This window comes from Actinoplanes sp. NPDC004185, from assembly GCF_053603475.1.
On sequence record NZ_JBSGFR010000020.1, the window covers coordinates 147,741 to 163,054 of the forward strand.

Here is a 15,314-nt window from a genome sequence, read left to right on the forward strand (position 1 = left end):
CAGCGACGACGACAGGGGTTCACCATGGCAGTCGAGGCCATCGGCTCGACGGGATCCGGCACGCCCAGCGCCCGCACCGAGCTCCAGCGCATCCAGCAGAAGCTGGCCGACGACCTGGCGGCCAAGGCGGCCGAGAAGGTCGCCGCCAAGGACAAGGCGGTCCTCACGCGGACCGAGGAGGACTCCCTCAAGGAACGGCAGACGACCAGCAAGACGCTGGACATCGGCCAGCTCGGCAGCTCCCTGGACCTGATCATCTGAGGCTTCAGCCGACGGCGACACGTGACGGATAAAAGTCGTTAAAAGGCCACATTGGTCGCCGATGGTCGTAGCATCGCCGCCATGGCCACCCGCCCGCACGGCCGCCTCGCCCTCGCCACGTTCGCGGTGACCCTGGTGGCGCTCACCGCCACGCCGGGTGCGGCGGTCGCGGCACCACCGGACCCGGCGGCCCTGGAAGCGGTCACCGAACTGGTCGACGGCGAGATGTGGCAGAAGGTGACCTACCGGGTGCACCGCGGCGAGGAGGTCACCGCGGCCCTCGGCGTGATCAGCGTGCAGGCCGCACCCGTCCGCGGCCTGGTCGCCGAGGTGCGGGCGTACGGCGATCTGGAGTTCACCCGGCACTACCGCAACTGCTGGTACACGACCGGGACCGACGCGGAGATCGCCTGGTGCCAGTTCGACGACGCGGTCGTGCCCGGGCACGGCGGGCTGACCCTCGAGGCCCCGATGGTCTCGGTGCGGCCGGACGCCGCGCCCTGGCACATCCACGGCCTGCCGTTCCGCTGGCAGAGCCTGAGCTGGGCGGCTTCCCGTGGCGGCCTGCGCAAGGTGGTCGACTACTTCAAGGTGCCGGGCGCCGCAGTGACCCGGGGCACCGACGGTGTCGTCGGCCTGCGCGCGCGGGCGCTGCCGATGGCCGACATCCGCGCCAACGGCAACTTCGCCCCGCTGGAGCTGGTCGACGGCCCGCCTCCGGCGAGGCCCTCGGCCTCCCCGGCCGCCTCCTCGCCGAGCGCCACCGCTTCCCCCTCCCCGGCCGCCACCGCCGCACCCTCCTCGCCCGCCACAGCTGCGCCCGCTCCGGCCGCCACTGTGGCCGGAACCGGCCAGGTGCCCGGCGCGAAGCCGGACCAGGGCCCCGGCGCGGAGCCCGGCGGCGCCGGCCTGGCGGTGACCGGCGGCCGGACCGCCGGAACGGCCGGCATCGGGGTGGCGCTGCTGATCAGCGGACTCGCGACCGTGCTGGTCGCACGCCGTCGGCGACGCTTGTATTGACACAACTCCAGCCGACTGGCACCCTTCCCTTGTATCAAGCGCATGACACAAAGGGGGACGGGTGCACCTCATCGCCACGGTGGTTCTGGTGTTGCTGCTGCTCGGCATCGCGGCCCTCGCGCTGGTCCGGGTCCACTGGCCCCTCACCGTGCCGGCCCCGGCCGTCCGCCGCCCCGATCCGGCCGCGCGGTGGCGAGTGGCCGGCATCCTCGCCGGCATCGTGGCCGCCGCTCTCGCCGTCGCCGCACAGACCCCCGAGCTGGGTCGCGGGATCCTGCTGGCGGCCCCCGTCTTCAGCATCGGCGTCTTCGCCGGGGCGCTGACCGGCGAGGCGACCCGCGGCCGGCCGGCGGGCGGGGTCCGCCGGGCCGGGCTCCGCGTCCGCCGCACGCTCGACTACGTCCCCCGCATCCTCGGCGCGGGCGTCGCGGCCTCCACTGTGGCGCTGTTCGCGGTGGCCACCCTCACGACCATGACCGCCTCCGCGGAGTCCGGCGGTCAGATGCTGATCTGCCCGGGAAACGTGCAGGAGCCGTGGCCGGGGTCGCACTACACCGTTCCGGCTCTGTCGGCCGTCGTGGCCGGGCTCGTGCTCGCGGCGTTCACGCTGCACCGGGTGGTCCGCCGCCCGCAGGCCGCCGAGCTCGCCGCCACCGACGACGCGTTGCGACGGCGTTCCGCCGAGGTCGTCACCGCCGCGACCGGCGTCCTGGTGCTCGTTCCGCTGACCGGGATCGCCCTGACCGCGGCCCTGGCCCTGCGGACGAGGTCGGAGTGTTCGGCCCAGTGGTGGGACTTCGCGGGACAGGGCCTGTCCGCGCTGGGCCTGGTCGCGTTCGCGGCGGCGGCCTGGTGCGGCGCCTGCGTGCTGCTGCCGGCGAAGCGGGCCCGGGCATGAGCGAGCCGCCCGTCCTGAGTGTCACGACGACGGACCCGACCCCGCCGTACGAGCAGGTGCGCCGGCAGCTCGCCGCCCTGATCGGCAGCGGTGCACTGCGCCGGGGTGAGCGCCTGCCGCCGCTGCGGCAGCTCGCCGGGGACCTCGGCCTGGCCGTCGGCACGGTCGCCCGGGCGTACCGGGAGCTCGAGGCCGCCGGCCTGGTCGTCTCCCGCCGCGGCGGCGGCACCCGGGTGGCCGGCGACGCGGCCCGCCCGGCCGGCCCGGCGGACGACGAGTCGGTGCTGCGGCGGGCCGCCGAGGACTACGTCTGGCGGGCCCGGGCGGCCGGCGCCGACCGCGGCTCCATCGTGGACGCGCTGCACCGGGCCCTCGACGCCACCCCCTGACCTCAGACATCGATGCCCTTGACTATCGATGAGCGCCGGGCTTAACGTCTGCGAAACCTTCCCGAGCATCAGCGAAGTCTTCGAGGGCGTCGATGAAACGATTCATGACCGCCGTGATCCTGGTCGTCGCCACCGCACTCGTGGGCTCCCCCGCGCTCGCGGCGGCGCCCACGGTCACGCAGAGCTCCGTCACCGTGCTGACCACCACCGGCCGCACCGCGCTGACCTACACCGGCTACATGAACGGCGAGTCGTTCCAGCAGGACGGCATCACCACGGTCGCCGGTTGGCAGTACACGGCGTTCTGGGACCAGAGCGGCTACGTGAACCTCTCCCGGCGGCAGCTGCCCGGCGGCGGCTGGCAGAACCTGCGGCTCACCGACTACGCGACGACCTCCACCGACTCGCACAACACCATCAGCATCGGCATCTCGCGCCAGGACGGCACCATCCACCTGGCCTTCGACATGCACTCCTCGGTGCTGCGCTACCGCCGGTCGGTGGCCGGGCTGGCGGGCTCCCCCGGCACGGCAGCCTGGTCCACCGGGAGCTTCGGCCCGGTGGTGACCAGCCTGACCGGGGCGGCCATGCCGACGATGACGTACCCGCAGTTCCTCACCACCCCGGCCGGCAAGCTGCAGCTCGCCCTGCGCACCGGCACCAGCGGCGCCGGGGACGAGGTCCTCTACGAGTACGCGGGCGGCACGTGGAGCTCCGTCGGGCGGTTCATCGACGGCACCACGGCCGGCAACAACGCGTACCTGTTCGGGCTGGAGTACGACAGCACCGGCCTGCTGCACGCCACGTGGACGGTGCGGGAGACGTCGGACGCCAGCACCAACCATGACCTGTTCTACGCGTACAGCAAGGACGACGGCCGTACCTGGCGCAACAACGCCGGGACCGTCATCGCGACCACCGGCAGCGCGCCGCTGATCTCCGACGCGGCCGGGCTGCGGGTCTGGGCCATCGGCCAGAACCGCGGCCTGATCAACCAGGAGTCGCAGGTGGTCGACAAGGCCGGGATCGTGCACGTGCTGGCCTCGCACCTGCCGGCGGCGGCCCCGGGCACCAGCGACTTCACCGCGGCCCGGGAGAACGCGGTGCTGGTGCACTACTGGCGGGACAAGGCGTCGAAGGTCTGGCACCAGACCTACACGCCGTTCCTGGAACGCTCCAGCCGCGGTGACATCGCGGTCGACGCGGCGGACAACCTCTACGTCGCCAGCGGCGACTCCAGCACCCGCAAGCTGCACATCGAGACGGCCTCGAAGGCGTCCGGCTGGACCGACTGGACGCTGCGCCACACCTCCGCCGCGATCTACTACTCCGACCCGCTGGTCGACCACGAGCGGCTGCGCACGCTGGGCGTGCTGAGCATCTTCGCGCCGCGGTACGGCGGCAGCCAGATCGACATCCAGGACTGGACGGTACGCCCCTGAGCGCATCGAGCGCCTACGATCCTCCTCATGGAGCAGACCCAGCCGCCCGTCGACCTGCAGACCGACCGCCCGCACCCGGCCCGGGTCTACGACTACCTGCTCGGCGGCAAGGACAACTTCGCGGCCGACCGCGCCGCCGCCGAGCAGGGCATCAAGGCCAATCCGGCCAGCCGCACGCCACCCCGGGAGAACCGCGCCTTCCTGCGCCGGGCGGTCCGCTTCCTGGCCGCGGAGCGCGGCATCGACCAGTTCCTCGACATCGGTACGGGCATCCCGAGCGCCCCGAACGTGCACCACGTGGCCCAGGAGGTGAACCCGGCCGCCCGGATCGTCTACGTCGACAACGACCCGATCGTGCTGGCCCACGCCCGCGCGCTGCTGACCAGCACCCCGGAGGGCCGCACCGAGTATCTCGACGCCGACCTGCGCGACGTGGACTCCATCCTGAACGCCCCGCAGCTGCGCGACACCCTGGACCTGGGCCGCCCGGTGGGTCTGCTGCTGATCGCGATACTGCACTTCATCGGCGACGAGAACGACCCGGAGGGCATCGTCGCGCGCCTGCTGGCGGCCCTGCCCCCGGGCAGCCACCTGGTGCTGTCCCACCTGACCGGCGACTTCGATCCGGTGGCGTGGGAGCACGTGGCGGCGATCTACCGGCGTACCGGGGTGACCATGCAGGTCCGCCCGCGCGACCGCATCGCGGGCTTCTTCACCGGCCTGGAGCTGGTCGAGCCGGGCGTCGAGCTGGTCAACCGCTGGCGCCCGGACGGCCCGAACCCCGACGGTGAGCCCACCGACGCCCAGGTCTCCGTCTACGGCGGGGTGGCCCGCAAGCCCGTCACCATTTGAACCGCCCCGGATACGTCACGTCGGCCAGCTTGTTCTGGCCCTCGATGTCGGGGTGGAAGTAGTCGATCTCGTTGACCAGGTCGAGGGAGAAGCGGACCCGGTGCGCGTCGCCGCCGTCCCAGCGGCACTTGCGGCCGTACTTCTCGCAGGCCGCCTCCAGCTCCCGGTTGTACGCGTCCACCCGGTCCTCGACCTGGCGGCGCCGCTCGTCGTCGGCCTTGGCGGTCGAGGTGGGCCGGGCCAGCAGGGACTGGCAGACGCCGCGGTTCCAGGCCCGGACGGCACGCTCGTTCTCGTGGCCCAGCTGCCACAGCCGGTAGATGTCCGGGATGCTCACCACGAGCACGCGCGCCTTCGGCAGGCCCTTCTTCAGCCGGGCCAGTGCCGTGTCGACCTGCTTGCGGAAGGTCCTGGTCGTGGTCATGTCGGCGACCCGGCCGGTGCAGGCGTCGTTGGCGCCGATGAGGACGGTCACGTACTGGACCTTGTCGTCGACCGCCCGATCGGCCTGGCCGGCGAGATCACGCGCCCGGGCCCCCGGTACGGCGTAGTTCTCGGCGTGACCCTTGATCGCGCCGTTGCCCTCTCGGATCCGCCGGTAGTGACTGTCCACCGCGGCACTGCTGCCGGTCGTCCACGAGTTACGGCTGCACGCCACCAGGGTGAAGCAGGTGCCGTAGCCGGCGGTGATGGAGTCGCCCAGCGCTCCCATGGACGCCGGCAGGCCCTTGGCGGTGCCGGTGGGCTCCGGAGCGGCGGTTCCGGCTCCCTCGCAGGCCAGCGCGAGGGCGGCGAGGGCGACGAGCACGATCAGGTGCCAGCGGCGGAGCACAAGCAATCCCCCATCACCGAATGCAACGACTGCATCACCGTAAGGCATGGGCGCTGCGGCCGTCACCCCGGTCACCCCCGGCCGGGCGGGACATCGCAAGCTGATCACCATGACCTACTCCGCGCTCAGCCACCTGGAGTGTTCCCGGACCGGCGCCCGCTACGACGCCGACGTGGTGCAGGGAGTCAGCGACGCCGGCGTACCGCTGCTGGCCCGCTACGACATCGAACAGGCGGGCCGGACCCTGACCCGCGAGTCGCTCGCCGCGCGCCCGGCGACCCTCTGGCGCTACCACGAGGTGCTGCCCGTACGGGACCCCGGCCGGATCGTGACCCTCGGCGAGGGCATGACGCCGTTGCTGCCGCTGCCGCGCTACGGTGCGCGGATCGGCGTACCCGGGCTGCTCATGAAGGACGAGGGCCTGGTGCCGACCGGATCCTTCAAGGCCCGCGGGGCCGCGGTGGGTGTCTCCCGGGCGGCCGAGCTGGGCGTCACCGGGGTGGCCATGCCGACCAACGGCAATGCGGGAGCGGCCTGGGCCACCTACGCCGCCCGGGCCGGAATGACCTGCCTGATCGCGATGCCGGTCGACGCGCCCGCGATCACCCGGACGGAATGCGTGGCCACCGGGGCCGAGCTGTACCTCGTCGACGGGCTGATCGGCGACGCCGGCCGGCTCATCAACGCGGCGGTCCGGGAGCGCACCGGCTACCAGGAGGTGTCGACGCTCAAGGAGCCGTACCGGCTCGAGGGCAAGAAGACCATGGGGTACGAGATCGTCGAGCAGCTCGGCTGGCGGGTCCCGGACGTCATCCTGTACCCCACCGGCGGCGGCGTCGGGATCATCGGCATCCACAAGGCCCTGCGGGAGATGCAGGAGCTCGGCTGGATCGGCGCGGACCTGCCCAGACTGGTGGCGGTGCAGGCCGAGGGGTGCGCGCCCATCGTGGAGGCGTTCGAGGAGGGCGCCGACGTGAGCCGGCCGTACCCGGACGCGAAGACCATCGCCTTCGGCATCACCGTGCCCAAGGCACTCGGCGACTTCCTGGTGCTGGACGCGGTCCGCGCGACCGGCGGTACGGCGGTGGCCGTCAGCGACGAGGCGCTGCTGGCCGAGCAACTGCTCGCCGCCCGCGACGAGGGCACCTTCATCTGCCCGGAGGGAGCGGCCTGCCTGGCCGCCGCCCGGCAGCTGCGCGAGAGCGGCTTCCTCGCCGCCACCGACAGCGTGGTCGTGCTCAACACGGGTACGGGCCTGAAGTACCCGGAGACCATCACGGTCGACGTGCCGACCCTGCCGGTGGACGGAGTGATCCCGGCCCCGAGCTGAGTCAGCTCTCGTCAGCGGACGGAATTCCACCCGAACAGGTGACAGTCAACCGCACGAGGTTGTTGCCGTGCTTGAAGACCGCGTAGGCACTCGACCCCGGCCCCTCGTCGACGTCGTTCACCTTGTACGGCTTGTTCGCAGAGTAGGACAGCAGCTTCGCGGTGGATGCACTCGGGCAGGTCGCCCGGACCGAACCACCGTCCGAGCTGAACGTGCGCTCCACGGGCGGCGGCGGCTCGGTCGTCGGCGCGGCCGTGGTCGGCGCGGGCTCCTCCGGGCCGGCTCCGGGTGCCGTGGTCGTCGGGGCCGGGGCACCGTCGACCGGAGGCGGGAAACCGGCGCCGGCCGGCGGGCCACCCGGCTCACCGGCGACGGCCGGCCGGGTTGCGCCGGTCCGGCCGGGGGCCGGGGCACCGGCGGGAGCACTCGGCTTGCCGGCGATCGACGGCGTGCGGGCCGAGGGGGCGACCGAGGCCACGTCGGCGTCGCTGAACACCGGGCCGGCGGCCGGCCGGTCGGTGCCGGTGCTGTCCGGGTTGATCAGCCACCAGAGCAGGCCGACGGTGCCGAGCAGGGCGACTGCCACGATGAGGGGCAGGATCCGCCGGCGCCGGTGGCGCGCTGCGGCCCGCGGGCCGGTGGGCGGGACCGCGGTGTGGGCTGGAGCGGTGGCGTGCTCGCCCGCCGGGCGAACGGTGGGGCCGGCGGCAGCCGACCCGGCGGCGAAGACCGGACCGGACGGTCCGGCGGTCGCGGCGCGCGGCTCAGCAGCCGCGGCACCCGGCTCAGCAGCCGCAGCACCCGGTCCGGCAGCCGCGGCCGGGCCCGGCCGCGCGACCGGCCAGCCGGAGCCGCTCAGCGTGTCCGGCCGACCGAACCCTGGCGCATCGGGCCCACCCATGTCGGCGGGATCATGCGACCCACCACGACCGGCCGCCGCACCTGCTCCACCAAGGCTCGCCGCGCCGCCCGGCCCACCGGCATCCGGAGCGGCCGGCCGAGGCGGATGGAACATCTCCGGAGGGACCCGATCCGGGTCACCGAGGGCAGCGACCGCGACCCCCGGACCGGCGACCGCCCCGGAGGACCGGGGCCGGATCAGCACCGAAGGCTCGTTGTCGTACGACGGCCCCCGCGCCCCGGCCGGCGCCGCGTCCTCCACCACGCGCAGCCCCGCACCCTGGGCCAGCAGCGCCGCCGCCTCCCGGGCGCTCGGCCGTTGCGTGGTGTCCTTGCTCAGGCACCGGTTGCACAGCGCCGTGATGTAGTCGGGCACGCCCGGGCTGACCGGCAGCGGCTCCGGGTCGATGTAGACGTGGGCGTTGAGCATCTGCGTGGTCGTGTCGGCGCTCCACGGCGAGTGCCCGGAGAGCATCCGGTACAGCAGGACACCGAGGGCGTACACGTCCGAGGCCGGTTCGACGCCGTCGCCGATCAGGCGTTCCGGGGCCAGGTAGGCCGGGGTGCCGAGCACCTCGAACTCCTCGTCGCCGGTGCCGGCCGGGTTGATCGCCGCCGCGATGCCGAAGTCGACGACCTTGGCGCCGGTCTCGGTCAGCATCACGTTGGCCGGTTTGATGTCGCGGTGCACGAGTCCGTCGGCGTGGGCCGCGGCCAGCGCCGCCGCCACCTCGGCGGCGACCCGCATCGCGAAGCGCGGGGACATCGGCCCGGCGTCCATCCGGTCCTGCAACGTGCCGCCGCGGACGAGCTCCATCACGACGTACGGCATGGAGGCCCCGTTCTCGCGGGCCTCGCCGTAGTCGTACACCTGGGCGATGTTGGGGTGCGACAGCGCCGCCGCCGCCCGGGCCTCGGCCCGGATCCGGTCACGCGCGTCCGGCTCGCCGGCGTGCTTGCCGGCCAGCAGCTTCACCGCGACGGGCCGGCCGAGCACCTCGTCGCGGGCACGCCAGACCACGGCCATGCCGCCGACACCGATCTCGTCGAGCAGCGCATAGCGGCCGCCGAGCAATTGAGCCCCCTCCATCCGGGGCAGTCTGCCCGGATCCGCTTCGCCGCGCATCCCCGGGGTCCCCGACACCTTGACGTGGATCGATGTATTGCGCTGAGATGAACGACGTCACCGGTTGTTAACGGTCACATCGTCCCAGCCCCCGGGAGGACCCGCCATGCCCATCTCCAGACGTCTGCTGACGGCGGCGGTGACCGGTCTGCTGGCCGGCGCGACGCTGACCGCGGTGACCGCGCAACCCGCGGCCGCCGCCGGGCCCGCGCCGCACTACCTGATGACAGCCTTCACCAACTCCAGCGAGTCGAACATGTACGTCTACGACTCGTCCAACGCCACCAACTTCGACCTGATCAGGGCGAACGCCTACACACCGCCGTCCGGGCTGATCCGCGACCCGAGCGTCATGCGGCACACCGACGGTTACTACTACATCGTCTACACGACCAACTGGACCGGTAACACGATCGGCTTCGCCCGCAGCACCGACCACGTGACCTGGACCTTCCTGCGCAACGTGACGGTCGGACTGAACGGCGCGACCGGCAGCACCTGGGCGCCTGAGTGGTTCAAGGACACCGACGGCAGCGTCAACGTCATCTTCTCGGCGTCGAGCACCGGGACGGCGGGACAGTTCCAGCCGTACAAGATCACCGCGACGAACGGTGACCTGTCCGCGTGGAGCGCGCGCACCGCGATCGGCATCCCGGCCAACCACATCGACACCTTCGTGGTGAAGTCGGGCAGCACCTACCACGCGTTCGCGAAGAACGAGACGACCAAATACATCGAGCACGCCACGGCCGGCTCGCTGACCGGACCCTGGACCTTCACCGGTACGGGCAACTGGGCGGGCTGGGGCTCCGGACTCGAGGGCCCGGCCCTGACGCAGCTGCCGAACGGGTCATGGCGGCTCTACTTCGACCAGTACGGCGCCGGGCGCTACTACTACGCCGACAGCAGCAACCTGAACACCTGGTCGGCCAAGACCGAACTGCCCGGCCTCTCCGGCACCGTGCGGCACTTCACCGTGCTGCGCGAGAACGTCGGCGACAGCACCGCGGTCCCGACCGGCAACCGGTCCCTGCGCTCGGTCAACTTCCCCGACCGGTACGTGCGCCACCGCAACAGCCTCGGCTACCTGGAGCCGGTGAGCACCGCCACCGACCGCCTGGACGCGACGTTCACGATCGGCGCCGGCCTGGCCAACGGCAACTGCTACACGTTCCAGTCGGTGAACCCGGCCGGCCGCTACCTGCGCCACGCCAACAACCGCCTGGTCCTGGCGGCCAACGACGGCAGCGCCACGTTCCGCAACGACGCCACGTTCTGCGGACGGGCCGGGCTGTCGGGCAGCGGGACGTCGTTCGAGTCGTACAACTATCCGGGCTTCTACCTGCGTCACTACAACTACGAGCTGCGCATCGACCGCAACGACGGCAGCGCGGCCCTGAAGTCCGACGCCTCCTTCACGGTGACCGCGCCGCTGGGCTAGGTACGACCGCGGGCCCCTGCCGAACAGGCTCGCGCTCATGACCGGCGGCGACTGGCGGGATGGCGGTTTCAGGCAGCGCCGGCCCTCCGTGGAGACTCTCGCCTGGGTCGCCGGTGCCGGGCATCCTGGCCACTGATTCAGACCGTGGACGGATTCCTGGATAGCTCCCCCGGGCGAGCGTCAGGTGCCGGTCGGCGCGCAGAGGCCAGCTGTGTGGAAGGCGGCGTTCGGTGTCATGGCGACGCCGCCGCCACCGGACATCGCCGTCTTTCTGCACTGCGACCTCCTGCCGGTCAACATGCTTTGGTCGCGCGGGAGGATCACTGGACTGACCGACTGGAACTCCATCCATCGGGGGCCGCGCGCGGTCGACATCGGGCACTGCCGGCGATACCTGGCGGCGCTCTGCTCGCCCGAGTGGTCGGAGCAGCTCCGGTCGCTCTACGAGTCGATCGCCGGGGTGACTCTCGATCCGTGGTGGGACCTGTACGCCCTGCTGCACCACGACGACAGCGGGCCGAAGTGGATCAGTGGTCAGGTGCCTCGGCTAGGCATCAGGCCGCGGTGCAGCCCGCGGTGGTCGCAGCCGGGTGGCACTCGGCGAGCCGGGCTCCGATGACCTCCGGCTCGATCGGCAGGGTCGCCGCGCCGGCGCCCGCGATCGGCCGGGGGCGCCGGGGTTGCACCCGGCCCGAGCTGCCGCCGCGGCCCGGGTAGACCAGCAGGCCGTTGATCGGGTCGGGCACCGCGTCCAGGGCCGCGCGTACGCCCGGCAGCTCGCGGAACACCGGCCACTGCCCGTCACCACGGAACGCGATCTCGAACAGCACGCCCCACGAATGCCGGTGCCAGTGCCACTCGTACGCGCCGTGCGTCAGCGCCGCCTCGGTCAGGGCGTCGCCGTGCGCGTCCTGCCACAGCGCCGCCGAGAGCGTCGCGCCGTCGAGGACCTCCACCGACCACCAGTGCAGTTCCATAGTGCGATCGACCGTACGCCCGCCGCGCCACCTGCGGAGCGTTGATCGGCGAGGTCCGCAGATGGTGCGAGGCGGCGTCAGTGGCGGCCGGCGGCCATGCCCATCAGGTGGTCGAGGATGTGGTCGCCGGCGACGCGCAGGCCGTTGTGCTCGTACTCGCTGGTGACCCAGACCCGGGTGTTGCCGACCGCGCGGGCCGTCTCCAGCTGGAGCTGCGCGTCCACGTACATGTCGTCGAAGTAGACCGCCGCGTGCACCGGGACCTCGTTGGCGGCGAGCCGGTCGAGGTCGTACAGCGGCGGCCAGTCGTCGTAGCCGGCCAGCAGGTCGGCGGCCGCGGCGAACGGCTTCAGCGCGGCGATCTCCCGGAACATCCAGGGATACATCATCTCGCCGGTGAACAGCAACGGGTCGGCGTCGGCGGCGAACTCCGGGTGCCGGGCCAGGGCCCGTTCCGCCGCCCAGCCGGTGGCCGAGCCGTCCGGGTTACAGGTGAACTCCTGCAGCGCGAAGATCGGGATGTCGATGAAGCCGGTCGTGGCCATCACCGCGTACCGGAAGCCGTCGGCCAGCTGGTCGCCGTGCCAGGCCTCGTCGAGCAGCCAGTGCAGGTTGGCGTAGCCGTCGCTCATCCCGAACGAGTTGCCCAGGAACCGCAGCCGGCGGGTGGTGAGCCGGTCCCCGTCGGGCAGCCGCACGTCGTTGTCGTCGAGGTGGTCGGCGAGCCGGCGCACGGCCGCGGCGTCCTCGGGGTACGCGCGGTAGTACTCGGCGTTGCGGGCGGCCACGCGTGGGTAGGTGCGCGCGTACCAGTCGTCGGCGGTCGCCTTGATGCCCGGCAGGCCGCCCGTCACGTAGCAGGTGCGCAGCCCCTCGGGCGCCCGCGAGAGGTAGGCCAGGGTGATGAAACCGCCGTAGCTCTGCCCCAGGGTGTCCCACCGCGCGCCGCCGGCGATCCGGGCCCGGGCGATCTCCGCGTCCGCCACGATGCTGTCCGCGCGGAAGAGCCGCAGGTGCGCGGCGAGCTGCTCGGGGGCCATGCCCTGCACCGTCCGGGCGGTGACGGGCGAGCTGCGCCCGGTCCCCCGCTGGTCGAGCAGCAGCACCCGGTGGGTGCGCAGGGCCCGGCCGAGCCAGCCGTCCGCGGCCGTCGGCCGCGGCGCCTTGCCGCCCGGACCACCCTGCAGGAACAGCAGCCACGGCAGGTCGTCGCCGGCCCGGTCCGGGGCCACGACCTCCCGCGCGAAAAGCTCGATGGCCGGTCCGCCGGGGTCGTCGTGATCCAGCGGTACGGCGAGAACATGGTCGCGGAAGCACAGCCCCGGAGTGGCGATCATGCGGCTACGGTAGCCGCCGCGTCAGTCGTGCGGCAGCGCGGCGATCCGGCTCTCCGGCACGTCCCAGTCCGCTTCCAGGGCGCCGGCCCAGGGCACGACCCGCACCGCGATCGAGCCGCCGCCCGCGCAGCTCGCGGTCAGCAGGCCGGTGGACTGGCCGGAGAAGTAACCCACGCTGACCGTGCGACCGGCCACCTCGACGTCGTGCGGGCGGCGGCTCCAGCCGGCCGCGCTGAGCCGGAGCCGGACGATCGGGCCGTACCGCTCGTCCAGGGCCTGGATCAGGCCGGGCAGTTCGGCGGCCGGGTCGGTGCCCCGGGGCCACCAGCAGCCCTGGACCACCGGGCGAGGGCCTGCGGTGGGTTCGAGCCACAGCCGGGGCGCGTCGGTGGGAGTGCGGGTTTCGGTCGAGCGTGCCATCGGACTTCCTGTCATCGATGAGCGTCGTCGGGCACGGGTCCAGACCAGAATTGGCGGTAACGGAAGGGACGAGGTCCACCGAGGCCGGTGAAGGGGAAACACCCTGAACAGTACGCCTGCGCCGCCAGCCGGCCGGTGGCGCCTACGCCGCGAGGGTGCGCTCGGCGACGATCGCCGCGATGCACTCGTAGGCGTCGGGGTGCCCGGATCGGCCCGGGTCGACGCAGGCCAGCGAGGCCGCGCGCTGCTCGTCGAAGGCCGGCCCGGGCAGCCCGGCGGGGTCGCCGGACGCGGCGAACGGGAACGGCCGGCTGCCCGCGGGCGCCGAGACGTGCCGTGGCCGGCCGTGCGGTCGCGCTCCGCCGCGCCCGGCCCCGCCCGGCAGCAGGGTCGCCGCTTCCTCGTCGGTGCCGCCGTCGCCGGTCACCAGGGACAGCTGGGTCTCCTCGCTGTCCGGCTGCAACGGCCAGCACTGACTGCGGACGATCAGCCTGCCCGCGCTGCGCTCACGGTGGGGCAGTTCCGTGCCGTCGTATGTATCGATGGTCTTCATCACGGCCTCCCCGCGGGACAGCGGCCGAAATCTGGAGCCGTCCTCCACGGTACGCCCGATCCAGCCCGGCGAACCCGCCAAGATGTGCCGAAATCGTCAGGGTGCCGCCCGGACCGCGCCGCCGTCGAGCCAGCCGTCGGCGTCGCCGAGGTCCCAGTCGGCGAGGATCTCGCGGGTGTGCGCGCCAGGCAGGGCCGGGGTGCCGACCGGGCCGGGCGGCGTCGCGGAGAAGCGGGGCGCCGCCGCCGGCTGGACCACGCCACCGGGGCGTTCGAAGGTGCCACGGCTCGCCAGGTGCGGGTGCGCGGCGGCCTCGCCCAGCGACAGCACCGGCGCCACACAGGCCTCGGTGCCCTCGAAGATTCGCGCCCATTCCTGCTGGGTGCGGGTGGCGAAGGCGGCGGCGATGCGGGCGCGCAGCTCCGGCCAGCGGGCGCGGTCGTACTGCGCGGGCAGGTCGTCGCCGGGGGCGAGCAGGCGGATGAATTCGGCGTAGAACTGCGGCTCCAGCGCGCCGACGGCCAGGTGGCGACCGTCCGCGGCCGGGTAGACGTCGTAGAAGGGCGCGCCGGTGTCGATCAGGTTCACGCCGCGCTCGTCGCGCCACTGACCGGCCGCGCTGAGGCCGTACAGCAGGGTCGTGAGATGGGCCGCGCCGTCCGTGATCGCCGCATCCACCACCTGGCCGTGGCCGGTGCGCGCGGCCTCGCGCAGCGCGGCCAGCAGGCCGACGACCAGGTAGAGCGAGCCACCGGCGAAGTCACCCAGCAGGTTGACCGGCACCTGCGGCGGGCCGCCGGCCCGGCCGATCGCGTGCAGCGCGCCGGTGACGGCCAGGTAGGTGAGGTCGTGACCGGCGCTCGCGGCGAGCGGCCCGTCCTGGCCCCAGCCGGTCATCCGCGCGTAGACCAGCCGCGGGTTGCGGGCCAGCGCCGCGTCCGGGCCGACGCCGAGCCGTTCGGCGACCCCGGGCCGGTAGCCCTCGACGACCGCGTCGGCCCGCTCGGCCAGAGCCAGCACCAGCTCCCGGCCGCGGTCCTGCTTGAGGTCCGCCGCGATCGAGCGTTTGCCCCGGGTCAGCAGGTCGAAGCGCGGGTCCACGGACAGCGGCGAGCCGGGGCCGACGCGGTCCACCCGGACGACGTCGGCGCCGAGATCGGCCAGCAGCATCGCGGCGAACGGGCCCGGCCCGATGCCGGCCAGCTCGACCACCTTGAGACCACGCAACGGTCCCCGATCATCCGGCATGCGTACCTCCGAGCACTGGACTCCCCTACGATGAACCCCGTCGATCCCCCTCGACCGGGAGGCGATCATGTATCCACCCCAGCCGTGGGATCTGCGCGGTCAGCTCCATCTTTCGCTCTTCGCGGTGCCGCGGTCCGCGCTCGCGCCACTTCCGGAACCCCTGGCGGCCGCCATCCGGCCGGTCCCGTTCGGCCGCCCGGCGACCGCGCTCCACGAACGGCGGCCCTGCCGGTGCCACACCTGGGCGAAATCGCCGAGGCGGTACTCCCGGCCGCTCATGCGGACCCC

General features: G+C 73.0%; 16 protein-coding genes and 1 pseudogene. 9 read left to right on the forward strand and 8 right to left on the reverse strand.

The features are described 5' to 3' along the window. The first annotated feature begins 24 nt into the window (after nucleotides 1-24). The 6 genes from ACWEOZ_RS21860 to ACWEOZ_RS21885 all read left to right on the forward strand — a co-directional run bounded on the left by ACWEOZ_RS21860 (nucleotide 25) and on the right by ACWEOZ_RS21885 (nucleotide 4,862). Nucleotides 25-261, forward strand: a complete 237-nt coding sequence (locus ACWEOZ_RS21860) for a hypothetical protein (RefSeq protein ID WP_451912512.1) — start codon at nucleotides 25-27, stop codon at nucleotides 259-261. Between the two features lie 81 nt (nucleotides 262-342). Then, on the forward strand, nucleotides 343-1,281 hold the full coding sequence (locus tag ACWEOZ_RS21865; protein ID WP_451912513.1) for a hypothetical protein: 939 nt from the start codon (nucleotides 343-345) through the stop codon (nucleotides 1,279-1,281). Between the two features lie 61 nt (nucleotides 1,282-1,342). After that, the gene (locus tag ACWEOZ_RS21870; protein ID WP_451912514.1) at nucleotides 1,343-2,179 is read left to right on the forward strand and encodes a hypothetical protein; all 837 of its coding nucleotides are present in this window, start codon (nucleotides 1,343-1,345) and stop codon (nucleotides 2,177-2,179) included. Beyond that, the gene (locus ACWEOZ_RS21875; protein WP_451912515.1) at nucleotides 2,176-2,568 is read left to right on the forward strand and encodes a GntR family transcriptional regulator; all 393 of its coding nucleotides are present in this window, start codon (nucleotides 2,176-2,178) and stop codon (nucleotides 2,566-2,568) included. The genes ACWEOZ_RS21870 and ACWEOZ_RS21875 overlap by 4 nt, the downstream gene beginning before the upstream one ends. A 104-nt stretch (nucleotides 2,569-2,672) precedes the next feature. Then, nucleotides 2,673-4,010, forward strand: a complete 1,338-nt coding sequence (locus ACWEOZ_RS21880) for a BNR repeat-containing protein (protein WP_451912516.1) — start codon at nucleotides 2,673-2,675, stop codon at nucleotides 4,008-4,010. 27 nt (nucleotides 4,011-4,037) lie between these two features. Continuing rightward, nucleotides 4,038-4,862, forward strand: coding sequence for an SAM-dependent methyltransferase (locus tag ACWEOZ_RS21885; RefSeq protein ID WP_451912517.1), 825 nt, complete (start codon nucleotides 4,038-4,040; stop codon nucleotides 4,860-4,862). Here ACWEOZ_RS21885 and ACWEOZ_RS21890 read toward each other — a convergent pair. Beyond that, nucleotides 4,852-5,694 carry an SGNH/GDSL hydrolase family protein gene (locus ACWEOZ_RS21890; RefSeq protein WP_451912518.1) on the reverse strand — a complete coding sequence of 281 codons (843 nt, stop codon included), beginning with the start codon at nucleotides 5,692-5,694 and terminating at the stop codon, nucleotides 4,852-4,854. The genes ACWEOZ_RS21885 and ACWEOZ_RS21890 overlap by 11 nt on opposite strands. A 109-nt stretch (nucleotides 5,695-5,803) precedes the next feature. Here ACWEOZ_RS21890 and ACWEOZ_RS21895 point away from each other — a divergent pair, with 109 nt between their 5' ends. Then, nucleotides 5,804-7,024 (forward strand): threonine synthase, encoded by a 1,221-nt coding sequence (locus tag ACWEOZ_RS21895; RefSeq protein WP_451912534.1) that lies wholly within the window; start codon nucleotides 5,804-5,806, stop codon nucleotides 7,022-7,024. A 1-nt stretch (nucleotide 7,025) separates the two neighbouring features. On the opposite strand, the gene ACWEOZ_RS21900 is transcribed toward ACWEOZ_RS21895, so the two are convergent. Continuing rightward, a complete protein-coding gene (locus ACWEOZ_RS21900) occupies nucleotides 7,026-9,014 on the reverse strand; it encodes a serine/threonine-protein kinase (protein ID WP_451912519.1) in 1,989 nt (662 codons plus the stop codon). A 142-nt stretch (nucleotides 9,015-9,156) separates the two neighbouring features. Between ACWEOZ_RS21900 and ACWEOZ_RS21905 the strand changes: the two genes are divergently transcribed. Next, nucleotides 9,157-10,491, forward strand: coding sequence for a glycoside hydrolase family 43 protein (locus tag ACWEOZ_RS21905; RefSeq protein ID WP_451912520.1), 1,335 nt, complete (start codon nucleotides 9,157-9,159; stop codon nucleotides 10,489-10,491). Nucleotides 10,492-10,702: 211 nt separating this feature from the next. Continuing rightward, the gene (locus ACWEOZ_RS21910) at nucleotides 10,703-11,110 is read left to right on the forward strand and encodes a phosphotransferase (RefSeq protein WP_451912521.1); all 408 of its coding nucleotides are present in this window, start codon (nucleotides 10,703-10,705) and stop codon (nucleotides 11,108-11,110) included. Here ACWEOZ_RS21910 and ACWEOZ_RS21915 read toward each other — a convergent pair. The 6 genes and pseudogenes from ACWEOZ_RS21915 to ACWEOZ_RS21940 all read right to left on the reverse strand — a co-directional run. After that, nucleotides 11,046-11,468: a hypothetical protein gene (locus ACWEOZ_RS21915; RefSeq protein ID WP_451912522.1), complete on the reverse strand. Its 423-nt coding sequence runs from the start codon at nucleotides 11,466-11,468 to the stop codon at nucleotides 11,046-11,048. The genes ACWEOZ_RS21910 and ACWEOZ_RS21915 overlap by 65 nt on opposite strands. Before the next feature lie 77 nt (nucleotides 11,469-11,545). Beyond that, on the reverse strand, nucleotides 11,546-12,805 hold the full coding sequence (locus tag ACWEOZ_RS21920; protein ID WP_451912523.1) for an alpha/beta fold hydrolase: 1,260 nt from the start codon (nucleotides 12,803-12,805) through the stop codon (nucleotides 11,546-11,548). 21 nt (nucleotides 12,806-12,826) lie between these two features. Beyond that, the gene (locus ACWEOZ_RS21925) at nucleotides 12,827-13,225 is read right to left on the reverse strand and encodes a DUF5994 family protein (protein WP_451912524.1); all 399 of its coding nucleotides are present in this window, start codon (nucleotides 13,223-13,225) and stop codon (nucleotides 12,827-12,829) included. Nucleotides 13,226-13,367: 142 nt separating this feature from the next. Beyond that, nucleotides 13,368-13,778 carry a hypothetical protein gene (locus ACWEOZ_RS21930; RefSeq protein ID WP_451912525.1) on the reverse strand — a complete coding sequence of 137 codons (411 nt, stop codon included), beginning with the start codon at nucleotides 13,776-13,778 and terminating at the stop codon, nucleotides 13,368-13,370. A 96-nt stretch (nucleotides 13,779-13,874) separates the two neighbouring features. Beyond that, entirely contained in the window at nucleotides 13,875-15,026 is a 1,152-nt protein-coding gene (locus ACWEOZ_RS21935) for a CaiB/BaiF CoA transferase family protein (RefSeq protein WP_451912526.1), read from the reverse strand. A 99-nt stretch (nucleotides 15,027-15,125) separates the two neighbouring features. Next, nucleotides 15,126-15,314: pseudogene (locus tag ACWEOZ_RS21940) on the reverse strand (hypothetical protein); the annotation flags it as partial.